Here is a 22,435-nt window from a genome sequence, read left to right on the forward strand (position 1 = left end):
GCGCCGAGCCTCGCTGCCGCTCGCTACGATTTTGCCCGCCGTTGTATGCTATGAATCCAACCGCCGCCTGCTACCAGGCGGCGGCATTATCTTCCCTGGAAAAATATGGCCACTAAAAACCGTTTTTCATCGAAATCGTCATCCTCGGCGTCGCTCCTGCCCTGGCTGGGCATTGCCGCCATCGTCATCCTGTTCGACCAGATCACCAAGATCACGATCCTGAAGACCTTCCGCTATGCGCAAGAGATGGTCATCACCTCGTATTTCAACCTGGTGCTCGCGTATAACAAGGGCGCCGCGTTCAGCTTCCTGTCCGACCAGGGCGGCTGGCAGCGCTATTTCTTCACTGGTATCGCCCTGGCGGCGGCCGTCTACATCATCTATCTGCTGAAAAAGCACGCCGGCCAGCGCATGTTTTGCTGGGCCCTGGCGCTGATCCTGGGCGGCGCGCTGGGCAACGCCATCGACCGCCTGATGTACGGCCACGTGGTCGACTTCCTCGACTTTCACTGGAAAAGCTGGGGCCATTTCCCCGCTTTCAATATCGCCGACAGCGCCATCTGCATCGGCGCGGCCCTGTTCATCATCGATGAACTGCGCCGGGTAAACAAATAAACACGCGGGAGAACGGCATGGAATTGTCCGGCAAAAAAATCGTCCTGGGACTGTCAGGCGGCGTCGCCTGCTACAAGGCGGCGGAACTGTGCCGCGCGCTGACAAAGGCCGGCGCCTCGGTGCAAGTGGTGATGACGGATGCGGCCAGCCACTTCATCACGGCCGTCACGATGCAGGCCTTGTCCGGCCACCCCGTGCACACCAGCCAGTGGGATGCACGCATAGCCAACAACATGGCGCATATCGATCTGACGCGCCATGCGGACGCCATCCTGATCGCGCCATGTTCGGCCGATTTTCTGCGCAAGCTGGCGCACGGCGTGTGCGACGACCTGCTGTCGACCCTGTGCCTGGCCCGTCCCTCCCACCTGCCCCTGCTCGTGGCGCCGGCCATGAACGTGGAAATGTGGCAGAACCCCGCCACGCAACGCAATGTGCAGCAGCTGCGCGACGACGGCATCAAGCTGTTCGGCCCGGCCGCCGGCGAACAGGCGTGCGGCGAAGTTGGCCTGGGCCGCATGCTGGAACCGGAGCAATTGCTGACGGAGCTGATCGCCGCCTTCCAGCCGAAGGTATTGGCAGGCAAGCGCGTGCTGGTCACGGCCGGTCCAACTTTTGAAGCCATCGACCCCGTGCGCGGCATCACCAATCTGTCCTCGGGCAAGATGGGCTATGCGGTGGCGCGCGCGGCGCGCGAAGCGGGCGCCGAGGTGCTGCTCATTTCCGGCCCCACGGCGCTGGACGCGCCATTCGGCGTGCGCCGCATCGACGTGCAAAGCGCGCAGCAGATGCACGACGCGGTGCTGGCCCACGTCGATGGCCAGCATGTCTTCGTCGCCGTGGCCGCCGTGGCCGACTGGCGCGTGGCCAACGCCAGCGACCAGAAGATGAAAAAGCAGGCCGACGGCTCCGTGCCCGAACTGCAGTTCGTGCAAAACCCCGACATCCTCGCCACTGTGGCGGCACGCACCAACCTGGCCGGCTATCCGTATTGCGTCGGCTTTGCCGCCGAATCGGAAAACCTGGTGGAATTCGGCTCGACCAAGCGTGAAAAGAAGGGCATTCCCCTCCTGGTCGGCAATATCGGCCAGAACACCTTTGGTCAGGACGACAACACCATCATCCTGTTCGACGAGGAAGGCCATACCGTGCTGCCGCGCGCCTCGAAACTGAACCTGGCGCGCCAGCTGATTTCGGAAATCTCGAAGCGGCTGGCAAAAAACTCGCTGCTCAAATAAGAATGCCTAAAAACCTACTGCGCGTCGTGATTTGCGGCCTGTGATGCTCACTGTACCTTCGTACAGTTGCGCTTCTCGGCCACAACTCACTGCCGCTCGCTACGGTTTATTAGGCATTCCAGAAACCTTTTTATCAGTCTTAATGTAAAGCTTTAATGAAAAATATCGACATCAAGATCCTCGACGCCCGCATGAAAGAACTGCTGCCGGCCTACGCCACACCCGGCAGTGCCGGCCTGGACCTGCGCGCCTGCCTCGACGAAGCGATCACCATCGAAGCCGGCCAGACCGTGCTCATTCCCACCGGCCTGGCCATCCACATCGGCGACCCGTCGTATGCGGCCATGATTTTGCCGCGCAGCGGCATGGGCCACAAAAACGGCATCGTATTGGGGAATCTGGTAGGCTTGATCGACTCCGATTACCAGGGCCAGCTGATGGTATCGACCTGGAACCGGGGCCAGAGCGCTTTCACGCTCAACCCCATGGAACGCCTGGCGCAACTGATTATCGTGCCGGTGCTGCAAGTGGGCTTTAACGTCGTCGAGGAATTCGGCGACAGCGAACGCGGTGTTGGCGGTTTCGGCAGCACCGGAAAACATTAAGGAATTTCTTATGCCAGGTTTCCGCCATCTGATCTCAGCCCCAACTTCGCTGCGCCGATTGGCTACTCCCCTCCTGCTGGCCAGTGCGGCCATCCTCGCCGGCTGCACCACGCCGGCCACGAATGTCAGCGGTCCGTTCAACGTCGTGCCGGCGCCCGATGCGCCCGCGCCGACGGCGCAGCAAAAGGCGGCGCAGGAAGAACTGGTGAAGATGGTGGCGCTGCAGGACCGCCTGTCGAAAGTCTCGGCGCCCCTGCTGATCAACAATGCGGACCTGTGCAAGACGTATGCGCGCAACCTGCTGGGCTTCACGGCGCAGAACAAGTATTCCTACCCTGGCATCTATGCCGACGCGGCGCAGGCAGCCCTCGGCTACGGCGAACAGATGCAGGTCTCCGGCGTCTTGCCGGGCAGCGGCGCCGCCCGCGCCGGCTTGCGCAAGGGCGACGGCTTGCTGGCCGCCGAAGGCAAGCCGCTGCCGGCCGGCCCGAAAGCGGAAGGCCCGTTCGGCGCCATCGTCGGCCCGCTGGCCTCGAAAAGCGCAAGCCTGAACATGACCATCGCCCGCGATGGCCAGCAACAAGACCTCAAAATTCCCGTCACGCGCGCCTGCGCCTTCCGCGTCGCCCTGGGCAATGCGGACAATATCAATGCCTACTCGGACGGCGGACGCATCATGCTCACGCGCGGCATGGTCAATGCGGCGCAAAACGATGAAGGCATCGCCTTCGTGATCGCCCGCGAAATGGCGCACAACATCCTCGACCACGCGCGCAGCCAGCGCTCGGCCGGGACGGCCGGCAGCATCATCGACAGCCTGGGCGCCGTGCAGCCCGACGTGTCGATGCTGACGGGCGCCGCCGGCATCAAGGCCATGCCGCAGGAACTCGACGTGCAAGCCGACACCCTGGCCATCTACCTGCTGGCGCGCGCCGGCTACAACGTCGACAACGCGGCGCGTTTCTGGCAACGCCTGGCCACGCAAGTGCCGGCCACGGTCGCCAATGGCTACACGGCGCTGCATCCTGGCACCAACTCGCGCATGGCCGCCGTCAACCGCGCCGTCATCGACGTGCGCGCCAAGCAGGCGGCGAAGAAGCCGATCAAGCCTTAGGCCTGATCAACAAAGGAGGCGCCTGACAAAACCGTCGCGAGCGGCAGTGATTTGTGGCTAAGAAGCGCAACCGTACTTTAGTACGGTGAGCATCGCAGGCCGCAAAGCGCGACGCGCAGCAGGTTTGGTCAGGCGCCGGGGAAGTTCGGGAAATAGGTGCCCATGACCCATGTCAGGGCGCCGCAAAATACCACCGCCAGGAACAGGGCGATGAGCAGTTTGCCAAACTTGGGAATGCCGTCGTCTTGCGTTTTTTGGTCGTTCGACATGAAAACTCTCCGCAGGCTGTTGGAGAGCGTAGTATAGCCACAATATTGAAAAATATTCCATACTTTGCCGCCTACCTGCGGCTTTCCTTTCGCGGCCCATGGACAGCATCGACCTTGAAGTTCTGAAAACCAGCGCCGCCTGGCTCGCCGCCGGCCACCGCTGCGAACTCGTCACCGTCATCAAGACCTGGGGTTCCAGCCCCCGCCCCGTGGGCGCCACCCTGGCCATCTGCGACGATGGCACGGTGGTCGGTTCCGTTTCCGGCGGCTGCATCGAAGATGACTTGATCGACACCGTGCGCGTGCACGGCATCGTGCGCACGCAGCCGGACATCGTCAGCTACGGCATCAGCGCAGACGAGGCGCACCGCTTCGGCCTGCCCTGCGGCGGCACCATCGAACTGGCCATCGAACCGCTGCATGCGGACAGCCGTGTGGCAGAACTGCTGGCGCGCCTGGAAGCGCATGAACTGGTCGAGCGCCGCCTCGATCTGGATACCGGCACCGTCACCCTGCGGCGCGCCACGCCGGGCGCCGTGCTGTCCCTGGAAGACGGCGTACTCACCACGCAGCACGGTCCGCGCTGGCGCTTGCTGATCATCGGTGCCAGCCAGCTGTCGCGCTTCGTGGCGCAGATCGCCACGGCCATGGATTACCACGTCATCGTCTGCGACCCGCGCGAGGAATACCGGGGCGGCTGGAACGTACCCGGCGTGCCCCTGCTGCACGCCATGCCGGACGACCTCGTGCTGGAACTCAAACTCGACAGCCGCAGCGCCGTCGTCGCCCTCACGCACGACCCCAAGCTCGATGACCTGGCCCTGATGGAAGCGCTCAAATCGCCTGCGTTTTACGTGGGCGCCATCGGCTCGCGCGCGAATAACGCCAAGCGCCGCGAACGGCTGCTGCAGTTCGACGTCAGCGCGGAACAGCTGGCGCGCCTGCATGGCCCCATCGGCCTGTACATCGGCAGCAAGACGCCGGCCGAAATCGCCATCTCCATCCTGGCCGAACTGACGGCCGTGAAAAATGGTGTGCCCGACGCGCTGCAGATCCAGCACGCGGCGGCCCTGAGCCCGCCCACCACCGACATCTGCGCGCGCTAAGGCACAAAGCAAGAAACGCGGTGCGCCCGCATCGCCTCCCTGATACCGTCCCTGACTTTGGCCCCCCACCATGACCCTGCTGCACTGGACCCTCCCCCTGCCCACCGGCTACCGCCGCGACGACGTCATCACCTTCCACAGCCGCGATGGCGAAGCCGTGGCGGAACAGGTCACGCCAACGGGACTGCGCAAGGGCATCCAGATGCAGGGCGTGCCGGTCGTGCTGGACGTGGCCTTCACGGACACCGAGGCTGTCTGCCGCGCCGAGATCGATGGCGATGGCGTTGGCGACCTTGAAACACCACTGCACGGCGCCTTGTTGAACATCCTCGGCCTGCGCATCGATCCGCAGCCGTTCGCGCAACTGGCGGCCAATGACCCGCTGCTGGCGCCCCTGGTCAGCGTCAATCCAGGCCTGCGCATCGTGCAATCGGCCAGCCCCTTCGAGGCGCTGACCTGGGCCATCATCGGCCAGCAGATCAACCTGCCGTTCGCCATCGCCCTGCGCCGTACTTTCATTCTGCAGGCAGGACGCCGGCACGGCAGCGGCTTGTGGTGCTATCCCGAGGCGCGCGACGTGGCACGGCTGTCGGTGGAAGACCTGACCAGCCGCAAATTCTCGCGCGCCAAGGCGGAAACCGTGCTGCGCCTGGCCCATCTCGTCAACGATGGAGAATTGTCGCTGGAGCTGCCGCCCTCCGGCGACGTGGCGGCGATGTCGCAGGCGCTGCTGGCCGTGAAGGGCATCGGCCCGTGGACCGTCAACTACGCGCTGCTGCGCGGCTACGGCTATGCCGACTGCTCGCTGCACGGCGACGTGGCCATCCGCGCCGCGCTGCAAAAGCTGCTCGGCGAAGAAGCGAAGCCGGACATGGCGCGCACGGAACAATGGCTGCGCCAGTATGCGCCGCACCGCACCATGGCGGCCGCCCACCTGTGGGCCAGCCTGCATGCGCCGGAAAAAAATATTTTGCCGGCCAGGGAATAAACTGCGGGCGGCATGCGTCTATCCCTTGCAAGCCCCAAAACCTCAAGGAGACCATCATGCGCTTTACCACTTTTGCCGCCACCACCCTGTTCACCGCCTTGTCCGCCCCGCTGGCCTTCGCCGCCGACGTCATGCCCGCCAATGGCATGCTGGTCAACGCCAGCGGTATGACCGTGTACGTGTTCGACAAGGACGTCGCCGACAGCGGCAAGAGCGCCTGCAGCGGCGGCTGCCTGGTGGCCTGGCCCGCCGTCATCGCCACCGAAGCGGCGCCCGCCGCCCCGTATGGCAGCATCAAGCGCGACGACAACGGCGCCATGCAGCTGACCTACAAGGGCAAGCCCCTGTATCTGTACAAGGAAGACAAGAAACCGGGCGACGTGGCCGGCGACAATGTCAAGAACGTGTGGCACGTCGTCAAGCCATAACAAAGCTGCGCCGCCATGACTGCGTTCGACGACAGCCGCCAGTTGCAAGCGTGCCTGCCCGGCCTGCGCCGATATGCGCGCGCGCTGGCGGGCGCCCTGCACGCGGACGACCTGGTGCAGGACACCGTGGAGCGGGCCTGGCGCAAGCTCGATCAACGCAGCGGCGAGATGCGGCCCTGGCTGTTCTCCATCATGCACAACCTGCATGTGGATCAATTGCGCCGCCCCGGCCTGGCGCTGCAGGAGCTCGACGACGACGCCCTGCTGCCCGCGCCCGAGCGAGCGCCCGGGCAAGCCATCGCCATCGGCGAAATGGATGCGGCGCTGGCCCGTTTGCCGCTGGGGCAGCGCGAAGTCATCCTGCTCGTCGCGCTGGAACAGATGCCGTATGAGCAGGTGGCGTCCACCCTGGACATCCCCGTCGGCACCGTCATGTCGCGTTTATCGCGCGGACGCGAGCGGCTGCGCGAACTGCTCGACGGCCGCCCCGCCGGCAGCCATGGCGCCCCCACCCTGAAAGTCGTGAAATGACAACGCAAGCCATCAGCGAAGCGCAATTGCACGCCCTGGCCGACGGCGTCCTGCCCGAGGCGCAGCGCACGGCCATCGAGGCCCACCTGCGCGCGCATCCCGAGGACGCGGCCAGGGTCGACGCCTGGCGCGAACAGAACCGGCAATTGCGCGCCCTGTTCGATCCGGTGCTGGACGAAGCCGTACCCACAGCGCTGCGCCAGGCGGCGGCTCCGCCGGCGGCGAACGGCGCCTGGCAGCGGCACGCCATGCAGGCGGCAGCGGCCGTCGTGCTGGTGATCGCCGGCGGCGCGGGCGGCTGGCTGCTGCGCGGCGATGGCGGCGATGCCGGTGACCTGCGGACCGCCAGCGCCAGCCCGATGTCTCTGGCGCGCAGCGCCGCCATCGCCCATGCCGTCTACACGCCCGAAGTGCGCCACCCCGTGGAAGTGGGTGCGGAACAGGAAGCACACCTGGTGCAATGGCTGTCGAAACGCCTGGGCACGAAATTGCAGCCGCCCGCGCTGTCGCCGCTCGGCTATCACTTGATCGGCGGACGCTTGCTGCCCGGCGACGGCGACGGCCCCGTGGCGCAATTCATGTATGAAGATGCCGGCGGCAAACGCCTGACCCTGTATGTGGCCAACGAGCGGGCCGGCAGGCAGGAAACGGCCTTCCGCTATGCGCAGGAAAAGGAGTTGAGCGTGTTTTACTGGATCGACGGCCAGCTCGGTTATGCCCTCTCGGCGAACCTGCCCAAGCAGGAACTGGGCAAGATCGCCGACGCCGTGTACGCGCAGCTGGAGCAGCCGCGCTGAAGCAGCTCCGCCTGGGGGCAGCCGGTGGCGGCCAACAGACCCGCGCCTGCAGCGCAGGGCGGCTGGTGCTACCATCCCCTACTGATGCGCTCATCCGTATGGCGGATGGCCGTCGCGCTGTCCCGCACCATCCCCCACCAAGGAATACACATGACGACTCTGACCATCAATGGCAAACAGCACGACCTTGCACTGCCTGAAGACACGCCCCTGCTGTGGGCCCTGCGCGACGAACTGGGCATGACAGGCACCAAATTCGGCTGCGGCATGGCCCTGTGCGGCGCCTGCACCGTGCACCTCGATGGTGTAGCCATCCGCTCCTGCGTGACGCCGGTGTCGGCCGCCGCCGGCAAGAAGATCACCACCATCGAAGCCGTGGGCGAAGACCAGGTAGGCCTGGCGCTGCAGCAAGCGTGGCAGGAACACGGCGTGCCCCAATGCGGCTACTGTCAGGCCGGGCAAATCATGTCGGCCACGGCCCTGCTGCACAAGACGCCAAAACCGAACGACCAGCAAATCCGCGAAGCGATGAGCGGCAATATCTGCCGCTGCGGCACCTACACGCGCATCCACGCGGCCATCAAGCAGGCTGCCACCAGCATCAACGCAAAAGGAGCGGCCAAATGAGCATCCATGACACTCCTGCAGCACATTCGCCTGCGCGGCGCAACTGGATCAAAGCCGCCGGCGCGCTGGCCGGCCTGACCCTGGTGGCCGGCCCGTCCGGCCTCGTGATGGCGGCCGACGCCGTCAAATACGGCGGCGACAAGATGGCTGGCGGCGTGGTCGACGACACGCTGGTCTTCCTGTCGGTGGCCGCCGACGGCATCGTCACGATCGTGGTGCACCGCTCCGAAATGGGCCAGGGCATCCGCACCAGCCTGCCCATGGTGGCGGCCGACGAACTGGGCGCCGACTGGGCGCAGGTGCGCGTGCAGCAGGCGCCCGCCGACGAGGCGCGCTACGGCAGCCAGGATACGGATGGCTCGCGCAGCATGCGCCACTCGTTCCGCGCCATGCGACACGTGGGCGCCACGGCGCGCCTGATGCTGGAAACGGCAGCCGCCGTGCGCTGGGACGTGCCCGTCACGGAAGTCAAAGCTGTCAACCACGCCGTCGTGCATGCGGCCAGCGGACGCTCGCTGTCGTTCGGCGCACTGGCCGAGGAAGCGGCCAAATTGCCGGTGCCGCCGCGCGCGCGCATCAGCCTGAAAACGGCGGACGAGCTGCGCTACATCGGCCAGACCAGCACGCGCGGCATCGACCTGCACGACATCGTCACGGGCAATACCCACTTCGGCATCGACACGCGCCTCGATGGCATGGCGTATGCCGTCATCGCCCGCCCTCCCGTATTCGGTGGCAAGCTGAAAAGCGTGGACAAGACGGCGGCCCTGAAAGTGCCGGGCGTGCTGCGCATCGTCGAACTGGCGGGCAGCCCGCCGCCGGCCATGTTCAATCCGCTGGGCGGCGTGGCCGTCATCGCGCGTAACACCTGGGCCGCCATCAAGGGCCGCGAAGCGCTGGTGCTGGAATGGGAAGATGGCCCGAACGGCAGCTATGATTCGAAAGCCTTCCGCAAGACCCTGGAAGCGGCCGTGCGCCAGCCGGCCAGCCCGGCGCGCGACCAGGGCAAGACGGTGGCCACGCTGGCCGCCGCTCCCGCCGCGCGCAAACTCAGCGCCGAATACTATCTGCCTCACCTGGCCCACGCCACCATGGAGCCGCCCGCCGCCACCGTGCGCATCGCCAACGGCAAGGCCGAAGTGTGGGCCTGCGTACAGGCGCCGCAGGCGACGCGCAGCAACGTGGCCAAGGCCCTGGGCCTGGCGTATGACGACGTGACCGTGCACGTGACGCTGCTCGGCGGCGGCTTCGGGCGCAAATCGAAGCCCGATTTCGCTGTCGAGGCGGCGCTGCTGTCGAAAGCCATGGATGGCGCGCCCGTCAAGCTGACGTGGACGCGCGACGACGACCTGCAGCACGACTACCTGCACACGGTGTCCGTCGAACGGCTGGAAGCGTCGCTGGACGCGAAAGGCATGCCGACGGCCTGGCTGCACCGCACGGCCGCGCCCACCATCACCTCGACCTTTGCCGCCGGCGCGAACAAGCAGGCGCCGTTCGAGCTGGGCATGTCGGCCATCAACGTGCCGTTCGCTATTGCGAACATCCGCGTCGAGGTGCCCGAGGTACCAGCCCACACGCGCATCGGCTGGTTCCGCTCCGTGTCGAATATCCCGCACGCCTTCGCCATCCAGTCGTTCACGGCCGAACTGGCCCACGCGGCAAAGAAAGACCATCGCGACTACCTGCTGGCGCTCTTGGGCCCCGCGCGCAAGATCAATCCGGCCGACCTGTCCGATGGCTGGAACTATGGCGAAGACCCGGCGAAGTATCCGGTCGATATCGGCCGCATGCGCCACGTGATCGAGCTGGCGACGGCCAAGGCGGGCTGGGGCCGCAAGCTGTCCAAGGGACGGGGACTGGGCCTGGCCGTGTCCTACAGTTTCGTCACCTATGTGGCGGCCGTGATCGAGGTGGAAATCAATGCGGCCGGCGAAGTCATCGTGCCGAGAGTCGACATCGCCATGGATTGCGGACCGCAGATCAACCCGGACCGCGTGCGCTCGCAGATCGAGGGCGCCTGCATCATGGGCCTGTCCTTGGCCATGAGCGGCGAGATCAGTTTTAAAAATGGCCGCGTCGAGCAAAGCAATTTCCACGACTACGCGGTGCTGCGCGCCGCCGACGCGCCGCGCGTGATCCACACGCACCTGGTGCCGGGCACCCTGGACATGGAGCTCGGTGGCGTGGGCGAACCGGCCACGCCACCCATCGCGCCAGCCCTGTGCAACGCCATCTTCGCCGCCACGGGCAAGCGCATCCGCGCCCTGCCCGTGGGCATGCAGCTGGCGAAAAAGGCTTAAGTCCGACGCGCGACCGGCAACTGCAACAGCAGCGCGGCAGTGGCGACCAAGGCGGCGCCGGCCGCCAGCAGCCACATGGGCCAGTTGAGCAAGAGCAGCACCCCGCCCATGGCGGCACCGATGGCGCTGCCCAGGTAGAGCGCCGATTCGTTGAGGGCGATGGCCAGGTTGCCATCGCCCTGCCGCGCGCGCACGGCCAGCAACTGCTGGTTTTGCGGCACTTGCAGGGCCCAGCCAGCCGCGCCCCACAGCGCGATCGGCGCCAGCATCAGCCAGGCCGACCAGCCGGCCGCCAGCGGCAGCGCGCACAAGGCCAGCGCCAGCAGCAGCAAGATCATGCAGGTCAGTTTCGGTGCCGCCACCTTGTCCGCCCATGGTCCAACCAGCACGCTGCCCACGATCCCCCCCACGCCCCACGCCCACAGGAAGGGCGTGACGGACATCGCCGCCCCCTGCGCCGACCATGCCAGCAGCGGCGCGATAAACGTGTACATGCCCAGGCTGGCGATGGCCGCCAGCAGCGACACGAGCAGGATGGACAGCACCTGCCCATCGGCCAACAAGGCCAGCTTGCGGCGCAGTGAAATGGCCGGCGCCGCCGGCAGCGCGGGCAGTTTCCACAGCAAGCCCGCCAGCGCCAGCCCGCCCAGAAGAGTCACCAGCCACAGGGCCGCCGTCCAGCCCAGCTGCTGCGCCAGCAGCAAGCTCAATGGCACGCCCAGCACCGTGCCGCCGGCCATGCCGCCCATGATCACGCCGATGGCCTTGCCCCGCTGCCGCGGCGCCGATACGCCTGCCGCCGCCGCGATACCGAGCGCAAGATAGACACCGGCACCGGTGCCGGCAATGGCGCGCCACGCCAGCAAACCGCTGAAACCGTGCGCCAGCGCGCTGGCCCCGTTCGCCAGCACGAACACGGCCAGCGCGATCAGGAGGCCCGAGCGCTGCGCGCGCGCCGGCAGCAAGGCCACGGCCAAGGGCGAGCCGAGGCCATAGGCCAGGGTGAACGCCGTCACCAGTTGCGCGGTCATCGCCAGGGAAATGGAAAACGCGCCGGCGATCATCGGCATCAGGCCCGCCGTCACATACGACGCCATGCCCAGCGCGAACGCGCCAATGGCGATCAGGTAGACGGTGGCGGGAAGACCGGCACGGGAGGAAGAATAGTCAGACATGGGCCAGCTTTCAGAAAGAAAGCAGGCATTCTGGAATACAATATAAACAATTACAATTTAACTGTTTATGCTATTACTGATAGCAACAGGCTCACCGGAAAGACCACACCATGCGCACTTTGGCCCGCACCCGCCACGAACTGGCCGCCTATCTGCAGGCGCGGCGCGCGCGGCTGTCGCCGGAAGACGTGGGCTTGCCCGGCGGTGGAAGGCGCCGCACGCCGGGCTTGCGCCGCGAAGAAGTGGCGGCGCTGGCCGGCGTGGGGCTGACCTGGTACACCTGGCTGGAGCAGGGGCGCGACATCGGCGTCTCGAGCGCCTTTCTCGACAAGCTGGCCGAAGTGCTGAAACTCGACGCGGGCGAACGCCGCCATCTGTTCCTGCTCGCGCATGCGCGTCCGCCAGTCGAAGAAGGCAAGACGTTTTGCGTGGTGCCTCCGCCGGTGCGCCGCCTGATGCACGAGCTGGCGCATCCGGCGTATGTGCTCAACCTGCGCTGGGACGTGCTGGCGTTCAATGCAGGCGCGGACGCCCTGTTTGGCTTCGGCGCGCATGTGCCATCGCGCCGCAATCTGCTGTGGCTCTTGTTTACCGATCCGCTGCTGCGCTCACGCTTCACGGCATGGGAAGAGCAGGCGCCGCTGATGCTGTCGAGCTTTCGCCTCGACTACGCGCGCGCCACGCAGGAAGCCGATATCCACGCGCTGGTGCAGGAACTGGAAAAAGTCTCGCCCGAATTCAAGCTGTGGTGGCGCCGCCACGACGTACATGCGCCATGCGCCGGCGTGCGCCGCCTGACCATCGACGGCAAGCAGGTCGCATATGAGCACACCTCGCTGACCATCGATGCGGACCGCCATTTGCGGCTGGTGGTGTATGCGCGCCAGTTGCCGGAGTAAACGGAGCGCACAACCGCCTGCCGTGCGCGTGGTGATGCCGCGGACGAAAACACCGGCTATTGCGCATGCATCAAGGGAACGCGCGATGCATACCTCCCTTGCCAAGCATGCCTGGCCGATCTAGCTTTTTCCGGGCGAAAAACTCGGTGCCAGTGCGGTCAATTCCTGAGCCAGCGCCTGATATTCCGCTTCAACCAGACGTGGCGGGATAACGACACCATGTAATTGCGCACGTAAATCATCCCAGCGCTGTTGCAGAACTTCCCAGTTATATTCATCGTACGTGCCCCGGAAAATGACCGGACGTATGGTGATGCGAGGTATCGCCTCTGCCGATACGCCGGCCTCTATGGCTGCGCGCACGTCAGTTCCCCATTGGCTGCCAAGCCGGTCGACACGACCAATTTGTTGTTCCACAACGCCAGGATTCCATTCAGGATGCAGCAGCACGACGGTACGGCAAGCTTTATGCAAATCCAGGCCTTCACGCCCGACCAACGATTGGGCCACCAATACTTTAGGGTAACTGTACTGCCGGTTGAATGCCGCCTGCAGCAAGCGCCGGGTGGGTTGCCTGGTTGCCCCGACCATCAAGCGCGCAAAGCCGCCTTCCGGATTGTTATATTCCACCTGCAAGCGCTGCCACAGGACTTCCCAGCGTTTTCGCTGTACCTTATCCTGATCCGCATCATCATTCTCTTCATTCTGGCCGCCCATCGCGTCGAAGAGCTCACAAAATGCCTGCGCATACGCGAGCGCGCCATGTTCTCGATCCGCTTCCCCCAACAGATCGGACAAGGCACGTGCGATCAATACTGACGGGTGCGGTCCTTTTTTTATCTCCATCTGCAGCCACTGCGCCTCGCTTTCGCAAAAGGCCAGAAACACTTGATAAATGGCCGATTTCTGCGCTGGCTCCAAGGCTTGCATGCCATGTTCCAGCGTCTCAAGCAAATGTTTACGCACAGTTTCCCGTCGCCCCTGCTCGCTTTCATAACGCTGCTTCAACAAGTCATCGAGCACGGCAAAATCGACTTTCGTACCCAGCTGCAACTGGGCCGCGCGCAAGGCACTCAACTCGTCGATCTGATGCGCGACCTTCCACTCCTCCAGATGCACCTTGGCCTGCGGCCATGGCAAATCCTTCTCGATACGGCGCAGCATTTCCCGGGCATTCAACAACGCTGTCAACGCATGCATGGGAATGCTGAAGCGCCCAAATACCAGCACCTTGCCTCCCTGTTGCGTAACCTCCTCGATCGCTTCGACCGCTGCCTGAATGGCAGGATGATCGAACAAGGATTCGCCACCGTCATCAAATACGCGCCCCAATGCATTGAGCCACCATTTTGCGCGCGCTGCACGTTTGTCATCGTTGTCAGCTACCACCTTGCCAACAGCGCGACCAGCTGGCGCTGTGTCTTGCGTGGATTGAATTTCATCGTCCTTTTCCTGCGCACCATCGGCTTCTATGCGTCGAATCTGATCCATCAGACATGCAATGCCGTGGCCATTGGCCAAGGTCAGGCGCAGGCGCTTGGCCATGCCGTGCGTGGATTGGCGCGCTACCAGTGAAAGCGATTCGGCCACACATACGGCCTGACGCCAGGCAGGCGCCAGCTTTTCAGTTTCAACTACGATTTCCCGTTGCTCACGGTAATCGCTCAGCGGACGTCCCGTATGGCGCTGGAACAAGCGAACGGTCTCGTCTTCACGCTTGTCCCGGCGAACAAGAAATGGGGCCAATTCCCGCTTGAATATTGTCGCCAGGCGGGCATAGTCCAGGCGGGCGGCTTCGCTAGTTCGCCACACTTGGCGCAGGCGTAACGCAGCGGCAGCATACTCCTCGATAATCTGGCTCAGGCCGGCAACTTTGACGGGGTCGAGGCCGATGCGGCTCAGAATATCCTGCCACTGCTTTGCGTTGAGTTCCACCGGGGTAGCGGTCAACACCAGACGGCGCGCGTCATTGGCTGCCAGCATCACCGTGCCCAGCAAGGCAGACAATGCACTCTCGGGTGCACGGTTCCGATGCGCTTCATCGGCAATGATGAGATCAAAGACGCCAAGACCCATGCCGACTGCCTGCTGCAAAGGCTTGCGCAAGTCCTCGCGATTACCATAGGAAGCACTGTCCCAGACACCGGCAGACCAGGGCACGGCCTCGCTTATCTGCGTCAGACGGCGCCAGCCAGGGTGTGTCTCATCGATTGGCGTGGCATTGGCAATATCGCGTGCAGCGTCCTGCATTGCCTTGTAGCTATCAGTTTCGCTACCACGGCGCACACTCTTGTATCCGTTTGGCAAGCGCTCCCGGGTTTTCTTCCGCCACTGCGCCAACAATTCAGGCAGCAGGCCCCAGCGCCATGCACTGGCCGCATCACCGAGACGCCAATTGGTCAAGCCATGGGAAACCAGTACGACTGGCTGTTCAAACCATGGCGCCGCTTCTTTGCCTTGTCCCTGCGGCTGCCATGCCTGCTGATAAGCGGCCAGGCTACGCACCAGACCTGTGGCAGACAAACCACCTTCCAGCAATGCTTTTTGCCACTGAAAACCCAGCCCGGGTGGCACCAGAATCGCCACGCGGCCACCGGCGTTGATGACAGCTTTTGCCAGTGCCACGGCGATACGTGTCTTCCCCATGCCAACTTCATCGGCAATGATCATGCCCGGTGAAGTTGCCAGTGAAGTCGAGATTTTTACCAGACTGGCGCGTTGCCCCACATTCAACTGCGCTGCCGCCGGACCATGCGCCTTTTCCAGCTCATGCTGTTCGGCAACCACGGTCGACAGGCTTGCAAGTACCGCATCCCATCCTTTAAATGACTGCTTCATGCCGTTGCTCCTATTGCTGCAAGTTCATTTACACACCATGCCTCTTCAATGCGCGCCAATGCCTCCTCATATGTCCGCCCCGCCGGACTGTCGCTGGTGGCAGCAAAGTCCGGACGAAAAGGGACTTGCCAAAGCGGACTCAGGGGATTAAAGGCAAGCCGTGCGAAGTTCAGCACCACATCGCTGCCCGCCGCCTGCATCAGGCATTGTTCCAGTCGATGACACCAGGCTTGCCAGTTAGGCTCCCGCAAAGCTGTTTGCTTGGTTGCGATATTCTCGATCAGCTCCATCATGCTACGTATGCAATAGCGCGCCGCTGGCGACGGCGTGCCGCCATGCCCATCTTTCTTGTTGCCGCGCTGACGCTTGTCCCCTGGCACATCGTCATCGTCATCGGGTGGCAAAGGGAATCGCAGCAACAAACCCCATGCCTCTTCCAACTCAATTGGCAACAAGGGGGTGCCAGCTATCCGTCCGTGCTCATCGATCACAGGCACTGCCGCAATCAGCGTTTTGTCCGCGACACGCCAGCGCAGCACTACCTCACGCGGCTGTGCGGATGACCAGATGTAGCGCCCACAAGTATCAACTGGACACGGATGCGCAGCACTGTCGAGCAACTCGAATTCGCCCGTTGCTTCGACGTCGGTGGCCAGCCAGCCGCCCTCCTCGTTCTCCCGCCAGACCAGGTAGGCCAGCGGTGGCGCAAGAAACAGGACGGGACGCTCGGGCATATTGCCCCCCGGCGAGAGCGTCGTGACATCCTCGATGCCGCCTTCCTGCCACTGCACGGGCAATACCTCGCTCACCATCTGTACTGATGGCTGTCCGCGCGCACGGCGCCATACAAGACGTTGCGGTGCGAAAACGACGCCAGCTTCCAGATTGCCACCACCCGTGCGCATTTTCTCGACGATCCCGGGTTCCGTCAGATTGCCTGAACCCAAGTACAGCCATGGACGCAGGCAGGCATCGGAGCTTGGACGATAATTAGCAGAAAAAATGAACTTTGCATGCAGCTCACGCGGTGCGCTGCCGAAGGCAGGAGGCGTGGCAGCTGCACGCACCGACCAGCCTGCCCGCTGCAAACCCGGCATCCCGCTGTGCACGGCCTGGCAAGCAAGCGGATTAACAAAAACGTCGACCTCTGCCTTGGCCGTCAGCAGATCCGCCTCGTCCAGAGCCACCTGTATCTTTTTCAGCACCCCCGGGATGCACGTGGCGTCATTCGCCGATTCATAAAATCCTGATCCCATCGCCAGGTAATTGCGTGAAAAAGCTCCGCCCTGCTGCCTGACCATGGTCGGCAACTGAGCAAGCAATCCCTGCATTCGATTGTCAAAATAGCGAGGCGGCAACGTCGTGCCATGCACCGTCGCCGTCACGGTTCGCAGCCAGGATTCCACCCTATCCGCTGCCAGGTGAGACTGGCCCGCCTTGCCTGCGCCGGATGTGCCGTACAAGGCACGGAAATCAAAGTGGCCGCGCAACCAGTGCAACATCTGCCACGCAGCGCTCAGATCCACGCGTCGCTGTTCGGACCGGAGCGCGTGCAGATCCGCCCCATCGAGATCGATGCGCCAGACGAGATCGAGACTACGCTCCAGGCTGTCCCGGGTCCAGTTGCCAGTCGAAACGAGCAAGCGGATCTGCCAATTATGTGGTTCGGTGTGATGCTGAAACCCCAACACCGCCACCTTGGCGTGCAGCAATTTGAACGGCGCCTGCTTGCACAGGCCCACATGCAGAATTCCCGGCGCTTCCACCGGCCGGATCTGCTCATTGCCGGGGTCCAGCATGACGGCGAGCGCTATGGTGCCGGCATTGGCCCGTCCAGAAAACATCTGGCCGGTAAAACGCTCGACGGCATCGTCAAGAAATGCCGCATCGGCTGAATAGCCGCAAAGCCAGCCAAAGGTGCCGGCATACCCTTCCGGCGGGGTAAAATGCTGCGTCAGCGATAATGCTGGTGGAAAGTCGCTTGCATCGCTCATGACAAGACTCCCCCCAGTTCCGTTAGCGGCATGCGCGGTGCACGCTCGCCATGCAGGTCAAGATTCAAATAGAAAAAATTGGGAATCCGGCGTGAAATACCATCTGGAAAAATAGGCATTGATGAGGTATCCACGGCTGTCTCGATACCCGATTCTTCATCGCTGCGGGGAGCAGCGTGGGCGGCGCCAAGTGAAGGATCGAGCGTGGCGCGAAATGCTGCGCCAGGAATAATGCGATCAGCACGCAGCTGCAAAACCTGGCCATCGCGTTGCACCAAGTTGCGCAACAGCATGGCATCATCTGCGCCATGACACTCCATGCAGAATGTGCTTGCCAAGTTATCCGGCGTCGGATCATATTGTTGCAATAAAAAGTTGCCTGCGCACGTACGCAAGGCCGCCAGCTTTTCAGTGAGCTGCCTGGGCAAGGCCTGCTGCAAGGGCAGTTGCCGGACTACTGCCGGGCTCATGACGACTTCCACCGCCTCAAGTAACGCAATCGCGGCATCCCTGGTCTGGAAGAACAAGGCGCCGACATGGAGATCGCGCCAATGATCGGCGTCCGAGATTTCAGCGGCAGGCAAATGCCAGTCAACGGTGCGGGGGCCGGAGCGGTACAGTTTATCCATCCAGCGCAACGTATCTCGCCTGCGCTGCGACATGCTGCCGCTGCCCATTTCCAGCTGCTCACGCAGCCATTCGCGCACGCTCAAGGGTAGCAATTCCAGTGGCGACAGGACAGCCAGCAATGACGGCGATTTTTCGCCGATCTCATACTGGCCAAGAACCCATCCCGTCAGGTAATCCAGCACTGTCTGGTGACGGGGTGCAGACCCGTGACACATGCGTGAGATCAATTCATACCCTTGCGGCGTACAGGCATAGGAATTGAACTGTTCGCCTGACGACGAGACCAGCCCCAAAGCCGGCAATGCCTGCACGGTCGCCATGCGCATGGGCTGGGTGACATAAAAACTGCGCTGCCGTGCCTGCGCGAACGTCAAGGCAGTAGTTCCACGCATCTTTTGCGCTCCACGCAGGCGTTCATTCGATTCCCAGCGTGTGGCACGCAAGGCCAGCAGGCAAGCGAGCGCTTCAATAGCATTGGCCGTTTCGATATTGCTCACCACCATATTTCGCGCACGCGCAGCCTGGGCGACGGCGACCCCCAATGTTGCCAGGAACAATTGACGCCCAAACCACACGCCCCCCATGCCTGGCACGGCAAGGTCGTTAAATGTGCGCACGGCAACACCCAGATCGAGAGTGCGCGTTCGCCGCTCGTTGTTCAGCCATTCCGGCGCAAGCAGACCCCATTGCATTTCATGCATGACAATTCCTGACAAAGAAGAGAGTGCCGCACCGGTGCCGGTATGCGGCGGCGGTACGGGAAGGTGGCGACGCGCGATTGCGCAGCCCGATTATGGTTCGGCCGGAACGAGACGGACTTCCACCCGCCGGTTCCTGGGGTTGCCAGGATCGGCAGCGTCCAAGGGATGCGAGTCGCCATAGCCGGCAACGACGACGTTCTTCGCGCTGCCGGCGCTCAGGCGGCCGACCAACAGGCGCCTGGCTTCACGCGCACGGGCGGCCGACAAGGTGTAGTTGTCGTCATATACCGTGCAATAGCGTTCGATATCGGTGACCGGTTTGCTGACCGCCAGATTGTCGGTATGTCCTTCGACAAAGACTTGCGCGCCACGGTTGCTGGCCAGGAAATCGGCGATCACCGCTTCCGTCTTGCCGAACAGCTCGCGTGCCTGCGGCGTAATGCACGCGCTGCTGCGCGCAAAGACGCTGTCGCTCCAGGTCATCTTGCCATTGTCGATATCGAAGCGCACCAGTTGCGATGCGCCCTGGCTCGCCATATCCGCCTGCAACTGGCCAAGCATGGTGGCGATTTTCTTGCGCTGTGCAATGCTGCCCTTTTCCGCCTGCTCGCGATGCGCCATTTCTGCCGCGGCATTCTTCAAGACGGCCATGACAAGCAGCAACATGACCACCGCCACCACCCCGGCCATCAGGTCGGAAATCGCGACCCATTCGTTAGGTTTCTCTTTCATTTCAGCTCTCGGCCACGTCAGCCTGCGGCGGACTCATTTCCTTCGTCTGGGCCACCCGCATCAGCGCCACCATGGCGGCCAGCTCGGCAGTCACGCTGCCGATTGCCTCGGTCGCACCTTCGTTGCGGTTATTCAAGCGCTTGACTTCCTGCGCACTGGTCGACACGGCGCCCAGACTGGACTTGATATCGTCGCCGAGCTTCTTCACCAATTCCATCATGGCAGTGACTTGTTCTTCTAGCGCAACGCTGATCGTGGCGAAGTGCGTGCCAGCGGCTCTCTGGATTTTCACCGCATCATCGAGCTTGCCAGCCATCTGCTGCATGGCGCTCGCCATGTTCTCGGAAGACTGTTCCACTGCCGCCGATATTTTTGCCGTGGCCGCCGTCAAGTCGGACGACATGGTATGAATGTTGCTGCTGAAACTGCCGTTCATATCCCGCAGCGTCGTATCCAGTTGCGTCTCCAGGCTCGACAAGGTCTGTTTCATTTGGCCCGACAATTGCTGCACCGCCGTGGAGATGTCGGTCGTCGCGCCGCTCAGACTTGCCTCCATCTGCTCGAGTTTCGTGCCAAAATTGTCGCTCATGCTGGTAATCGTGCTCGCCAGATCTTGCTTCACACCATCCAGCACCTGCTTCACATCGCTGCCAAAGCCCGTAATCGCCACGTCCAGCAAGCTGGCCGAATGCCCGACTCCGGCGGCCGCGTCGGCCATTTGTTGCGACGAGTTCGCCATTGCCTGCATGTTTTCATTATTGGCTGCGACGAAGGCGGACAATTCCCGGCTGGTCGCCGCGCTGCTTGCAGCCATGTCATTGTTTTTCTCCAGCATGGCCGACATCAGCCCGGCGATATCGGACAGGCTGGACTTGGCTTGATGTCCGAGGCTGCAACTACTTTCCAGCAAGGCCCCGTTCTGCTCGAGTACTTTCCGGTTCGCACCAAATTCCCGTTCCAGCACGCTACCCAGCTGCGCGCCCATGGCGCCAACGGCATCGACCAGCCGATCCGTACCCAGACTGGCGCGGCGCGCCACTTCATCGCGGGCACCGTCGAGCTGTTCTTTCATTTTGCGCACGCACCAGCGCAGGCGACGCTCATCGACGCCCATGTAGGACGAACATAGTTTCAAGGTCAGGAAACCCATGATGCCCCACGTCGACGTCTTGAACTTGGTGCCAAGCCCTTCCATCATGTGCATCAGCTGATCCATCGAATTCTTCATGCCATCGGCCGCACTGGTGTTGTGGCTGGTCAAGATATTCGATGCACTGTCCAGCGCCAGCCCCAGGCCAAGAAACGTCCCCAGCAATCCCAGGATCAGCAGGATGCCAGGCATGGTGTCGGCCAGCTGCTCCGAACGCGTCGCAACCGCATGGCTGAGATCATTCACCGAACCATGCTCGGCGTCGAGCCGGCCGGACAGATCCCCCAGGCCACCACCGCTCCAGTTCGCCTCCCAGGAGGCGGCTGTGGCATTCTTGCGCAGCAAGATGAGTGTGGAAGCCACGCCAACGACGATGAGTACAAAGAAAAAGAGCTGCAGGGGCTCGTAGCCAGGTATCAGGAAATGCAAGATATCAAGATTCATTAATCTACCGTTACTTCGATGAGTTGATCGGCACGTGCCTGGCTGTCCTGCTCAAAAATATTCGCAAAGTCCGTGATCAGACTCTGTTCTTCTTCCGTCAGCGCGCTCCACGGTTTTCCCTTCTGGACGCAGGCGATAATCAACATGCCGACCCGGCTTCCCTCTTCGGCGAGGAAGCCCTTGCCCTCGGCCTCCAGAGTCTCGGCATCTTGCTCCAGCATTTGCAGGAAGCCCTCGGCGGCACCAACATATTTGTGCAGGTAGCGCTGACTGGCAGCGAATTCATTGAGTTGCCGCGTCTCGGCCTCGACCGAATCCTGCAAGCCCAGCAGGATGGTGCTGTCTTCCTCGTTCAAGGTGGCCAGGCGCTGTTCCATCAGCAGGCGGCGCAGCAAGGAACGGTCTTTTGCCGCCTTCTGGTTCGCATCCGTCCACGCCACTTCACCGTTCTTCCATTTCTCGTTCCAGAGCAGGATCATCTCTTCAAAAACAAAGGGAATGAGCTTTTTGCCGTAGATGGATGCCACGATGCCATCCAGGCGTTCGATCTCCGCATCCGACAGGGCTGGATCAGCCTCGAGCAGGGCGCTGCCCGTCGCGACAAGAAAAATGTCGTCTGAGGAAATATCATCCACGCTCTTCGCGCGCTTCAAGACCCCCTCCACGCGATTGAGCAGCTTTTGCGTGGCCCGCAAACGCAGGAAATGTTCGAAGTCATCGACCCCGGCGCCATCGAGACTGGTCTTGATGCCGCTTTGCACGAGGACGTAGTTATTGATCAAGGCAGCCAGATCGAGTGCGTGACGCTGTTCAGGTGTTGCATGCTGCTGCGCATCCTTGAACGTTTCCTTGCGTTGCGTGGCCTCTTGCGCCTGCTCCTTGGAAAGGAAAGTTTCCCGCAGTTTTTGTGCGACGGTAATGCACCAACGCAATGCGCTTTCCAGTTTTTTGGCCAGGTCGCCCTTCACGAACACTTGCAAGGCACCCAGCAAACCATCGAGGATGCCGGCCAAGCCTCTCAACCACGGGTGCGGTGCGTTTTCGGCCATGGACTGCAGCAATTTACGCGCCTTGGCGACATATGGCTCGGCCATGCGCCATAGCTCCTTGGCTTCGCCTATCACAGATTCGGCGCCATCGGCCATCCACACAATGGCTTTCGCTGCCGTTTCCTTCGCGGCACGCCAGACATTTTTCGCCACACCGGCAACGGTCGACGCTACGCTACCGAGAAAACTCCCAACGCTAGAA

At 62.8% G+C, this 22,435-nt stretch carries 20 protein-coding genes; 12 read left to right on the top strand and 8 right to left on the bottom strand.

The genetic code is table 11. The features are described from left to right. Positions 1–105 precede the first annotated feature (105 nt). From lspA to KO539_RS04890, 4 genes are all read left to right on the top strand, one after another. Positions 106–615: a signal peptidase II gene (lspA, locus tag KO539_RS04875; protein ID WP_219307599.1), complete on the top strand. Its 510-nt coding sequence runs from the start codon at positions 106–108 to the stop codon at positions 613–615. Positions 616–632: 17 nt separating this feature from the next. After that, complete coding sequence (gene coaBC / locus KO539_RS04880) at positions 633–1,853, top strand: bifunctional phosphopantothenoylcysteine decarboxylase/phosphopantothenate--cysteine ligase CoaBC (RefSeq protein ID WP_219307600.1); 1,221 nt, start codon at positions 633–635, stop codon at positions 1,851–1,853. Between the two features lie 155 nt (positions 1,854–2,008). Then, positions 2,009–2,458 carry a dUTP diphosphatase gene (gene dut, locus KO539_RS04885; RefSeq protein ID WP_219307602.1) on the top strand — a complete coding sequence of 150 codons (450 nt, stop codon included), beginning with the start codon at positions 2,009–2,011 and terminating at the stop codon, positions 2,456–2,458. Between the two features lie 58 nt (positions 2,459–2,516). Beyond that, positions 2,517–3,572, top strand: coding sequence for a M48 family metallopeptidase (locus KO539_RS04890; protein ID WP_307789010.1), 1,056 nt, complete (start codon positions 2,517–2,519; stop codon positions 3,570–3,572). Between the two features lie 128 nt (positions 3,573–3,700). Here the strand turns inward: KO539_RS04890 and KO539_RS04895 are convergent, their stop codons facing one another. After that, positions 3,701–3,841, bottom strand: a complete 141-nt coding sequence (locus KO539_RS04895) for a hypothetical protein (RefSeq protein WP_162995759.1) — start codon at positions 3,839–3,841, stop codon at positions 3,701–3,703. 98 nt (positions 3,842–3,939) lie between these two features. Between KO539_RS04895 and KO539_RS04900 the strand changes: the two genes are divergently transcribed. From KO539_RS04900 to KO539_RS04930, 7 genes are all read left to right on the top strand, one after another. After that, entirely contained in the window at positions 3,940–4,947 is a 1,008-nt protein-coding gene (locus tag KO539_RS04900) for an XdhC family protein (protein ID WP_219307606.1), read from the top strand. 70 nt (positions 4,948–5,017) lie between these two features. Continuing rightward, the gene (locus tag KO539_RS04905; RefSeq protein ID WP_219307608.1) at positions 5,018–5,935 is read left to right on the top strand and encodes a DNA-3-methyladenine glycosylase; all 918 of its coding nucleotides are present in this window, start codon (positions 5,018–5,020) and stop codon (positions 5,933–5,935) included. Positions 5,936–5,991: 56 nt separating this feature from the next. After that, positions 5,992–6,363: a hypothetical protein gene (locus KO539_RS04910; protein ID WP_219307609.1), complete on the top strand. Its 372-nt coding sequence runs from the start codon at positions 5,992–5,994 to the stop codon at positions 6,361–6,363. A 15-nt stretch (positions 6,364–6,378) separates the two neighbouring features. Continuing rightward, a complete protein-coding gene (locus tag KO539_RS04915) occupies positions 6,379–6,894 on the top strand; it encodes an RNA polymerase sigma factor (protein ID WP_219307610.1) in 516 nt (171 codons plus the stop codon). Continuing rightward, complete coding sequence (locus KO539_RS04920) at positions 6,891–7,691, top strand: anti-sigma factor (protein WP_219307611.1); 801 nt, start codon at positions 6,891–6,893, stop codon at positions 7,689–7,691. The genes KO539_RS04915 and KO539_RS04920 overlap by 4 nt, the downstream gene beginning before the upstream one ends. A gap of 150 nt (positions 7,692–7,841) precedes the next feature. Further along, positions 7,842–8,318: a (2Fe-2S)-binding protein gene (locus KO539_RS04925; RefSeq protein WP_219307612.1), complete on the top strand. Its 477-nt coding sequence runs from the start codon at positions 7,842–7,844 to the stop codon at positions 8,316–8,318. Continuing rightward, on the top strand, positions 8,315–10,621 hold the full coding sequence (locus tag KO539_RS04930) for a xanthine dehydrogenase family protein molybdopterin-binding subunit (protein WP_219307613.1): 2,307 nt from the start codon (positions 8,315–8,317) through the stop codon (positions 10,619–10,621). The genes KO539_RS04925 and KO539_RS04930 overlap by 4 nt, the downstream gene beginning before the upstream one ends. On the opposite strand, the gene KO539_RS04935 is transcribed toward KO539_RS04930, so the two are convergent. Continuing rightward, complete coding sequence (locus tag KO539_RS04935; protein ID WP_219307614.1) at positions 10,618–11,796, bottom strand: MFS transporter; 1,179 nt, start codon at positions 11,794–11,796, stop codon at positions 10,618–10,620. The two genes, KO539_RS04930 and KO539_RS04935, sit on opposite strands and share 4 nt — an antisense overlap. Positions 11,797–11,906: 110 nt before the next feature. Between KO539_RS04935 and KO539_RS04940 the strand changes: the two genes are divergently transcribed. Then, entirely contained in the window at positions 11,907–12,695 is a 789-nt protein-coding gene (locus tag KO539_RS04940) for a helix-turn-helix transcriptional regulator (protein WP_219307615.1), read from the top strand. A 120-nt stretch (positions 12,696–12,815) separates the two neighbouring features. On the opposite strand, the gene KO539_RS04945 is transcribed toward KO539_RS04940, so the two are convergent. The 6 genes from KO539_RS04945 to KO539_RS04970 all read right to left on the bottom strand — a co-directional run bounded on the left by KO539_RS04945 (position 12,816) and on the right by KO539_RS04970 (position 22,386). Further along, complete coding sequence (locus KO539_RS04945; protein WP_219307616.1) at positions 12,816–15,533, bottom strand: helicase-related protein; 2,718 nt, start codon at positions 15,531–15,533, stop codon at positions 12,816–12,818. Beyond that, positions 15,530–17,527, bottom strand: coding sequence for a hypothetical protein (locus KO539_RS04950; RefSeq protein WP_219307618.1), 1,998 nt, complete (start codon positions 17,525–17,527; stop codon positions 15,530–15,532). The genes KO539_RS04945 and KO539_RS04950 overlap by 4 nt, the downstream gene beginning before the upstream one ends. Further along, positions 17,524–18,858: a hypothetical protein gene (locus tag KO539_RS04955; protein WP_219307620.1), complete on the bottom strand. Its 1,335-nt coding sequence runs from the start codon at positions 18,856–18,858 to the stop codon at positions 17,524–17,526. The genes KO539_RS04950 and KO539_RS04955 overlap by 4 nt, the downstream gene beginning before the upstream one ends. Before the next feature lie 90 nt (positions 18,859–18,948). Continuing rightward, entirely contained in the window at positions 18,949–19,590 is a 642-nt protein-coding gene (locus KO539_RS04960; RefSeq protein WP_219307622.1) for an OmpA family protein, read from the bottom strand. A 1-nt stretch (position 19,591) separates the two neighbouring features. Beyond that, positions 19,592–21,184, bottom strand: coding sequence for a methyl-accepting chemotaxis protein (locus KO539_RS04965; RefSeq protein WP_219307624.1), 1,593 nt, complete (start codon positions 21,182–21,184; stop codon positions 19,592–19,594). Further along, positions 21,184–22,386 carry a hypothetical protein gene (locus tag KO539_RS04970; RefSeq protein ID WP_219307626.1) on the bottom strand — a complete coding sequence of 401 codons (1,203 nt, stop codon included), beginning with the start codon at positions 22,384–22,386 and terminating at the stop codon, positions 21,184–21,186. Before KO539_RS04970 ends, KO539_RS04965 begins: the two co-directional genes overlap by 1 nt. Positions 22,387–22,435 lie beyond the last annotated feature (49 nt).

The organism is Janthinobacterium sp. NKUCC06_STL, assembly GCF_019345455.1.
Lineage (GTDB): Bacteria > Pseudomonadota > Gammaproteobacteria > Burkholderiales > Burkholderiaceae_D > Janthinobacterium > Janthinobacterium rivuli.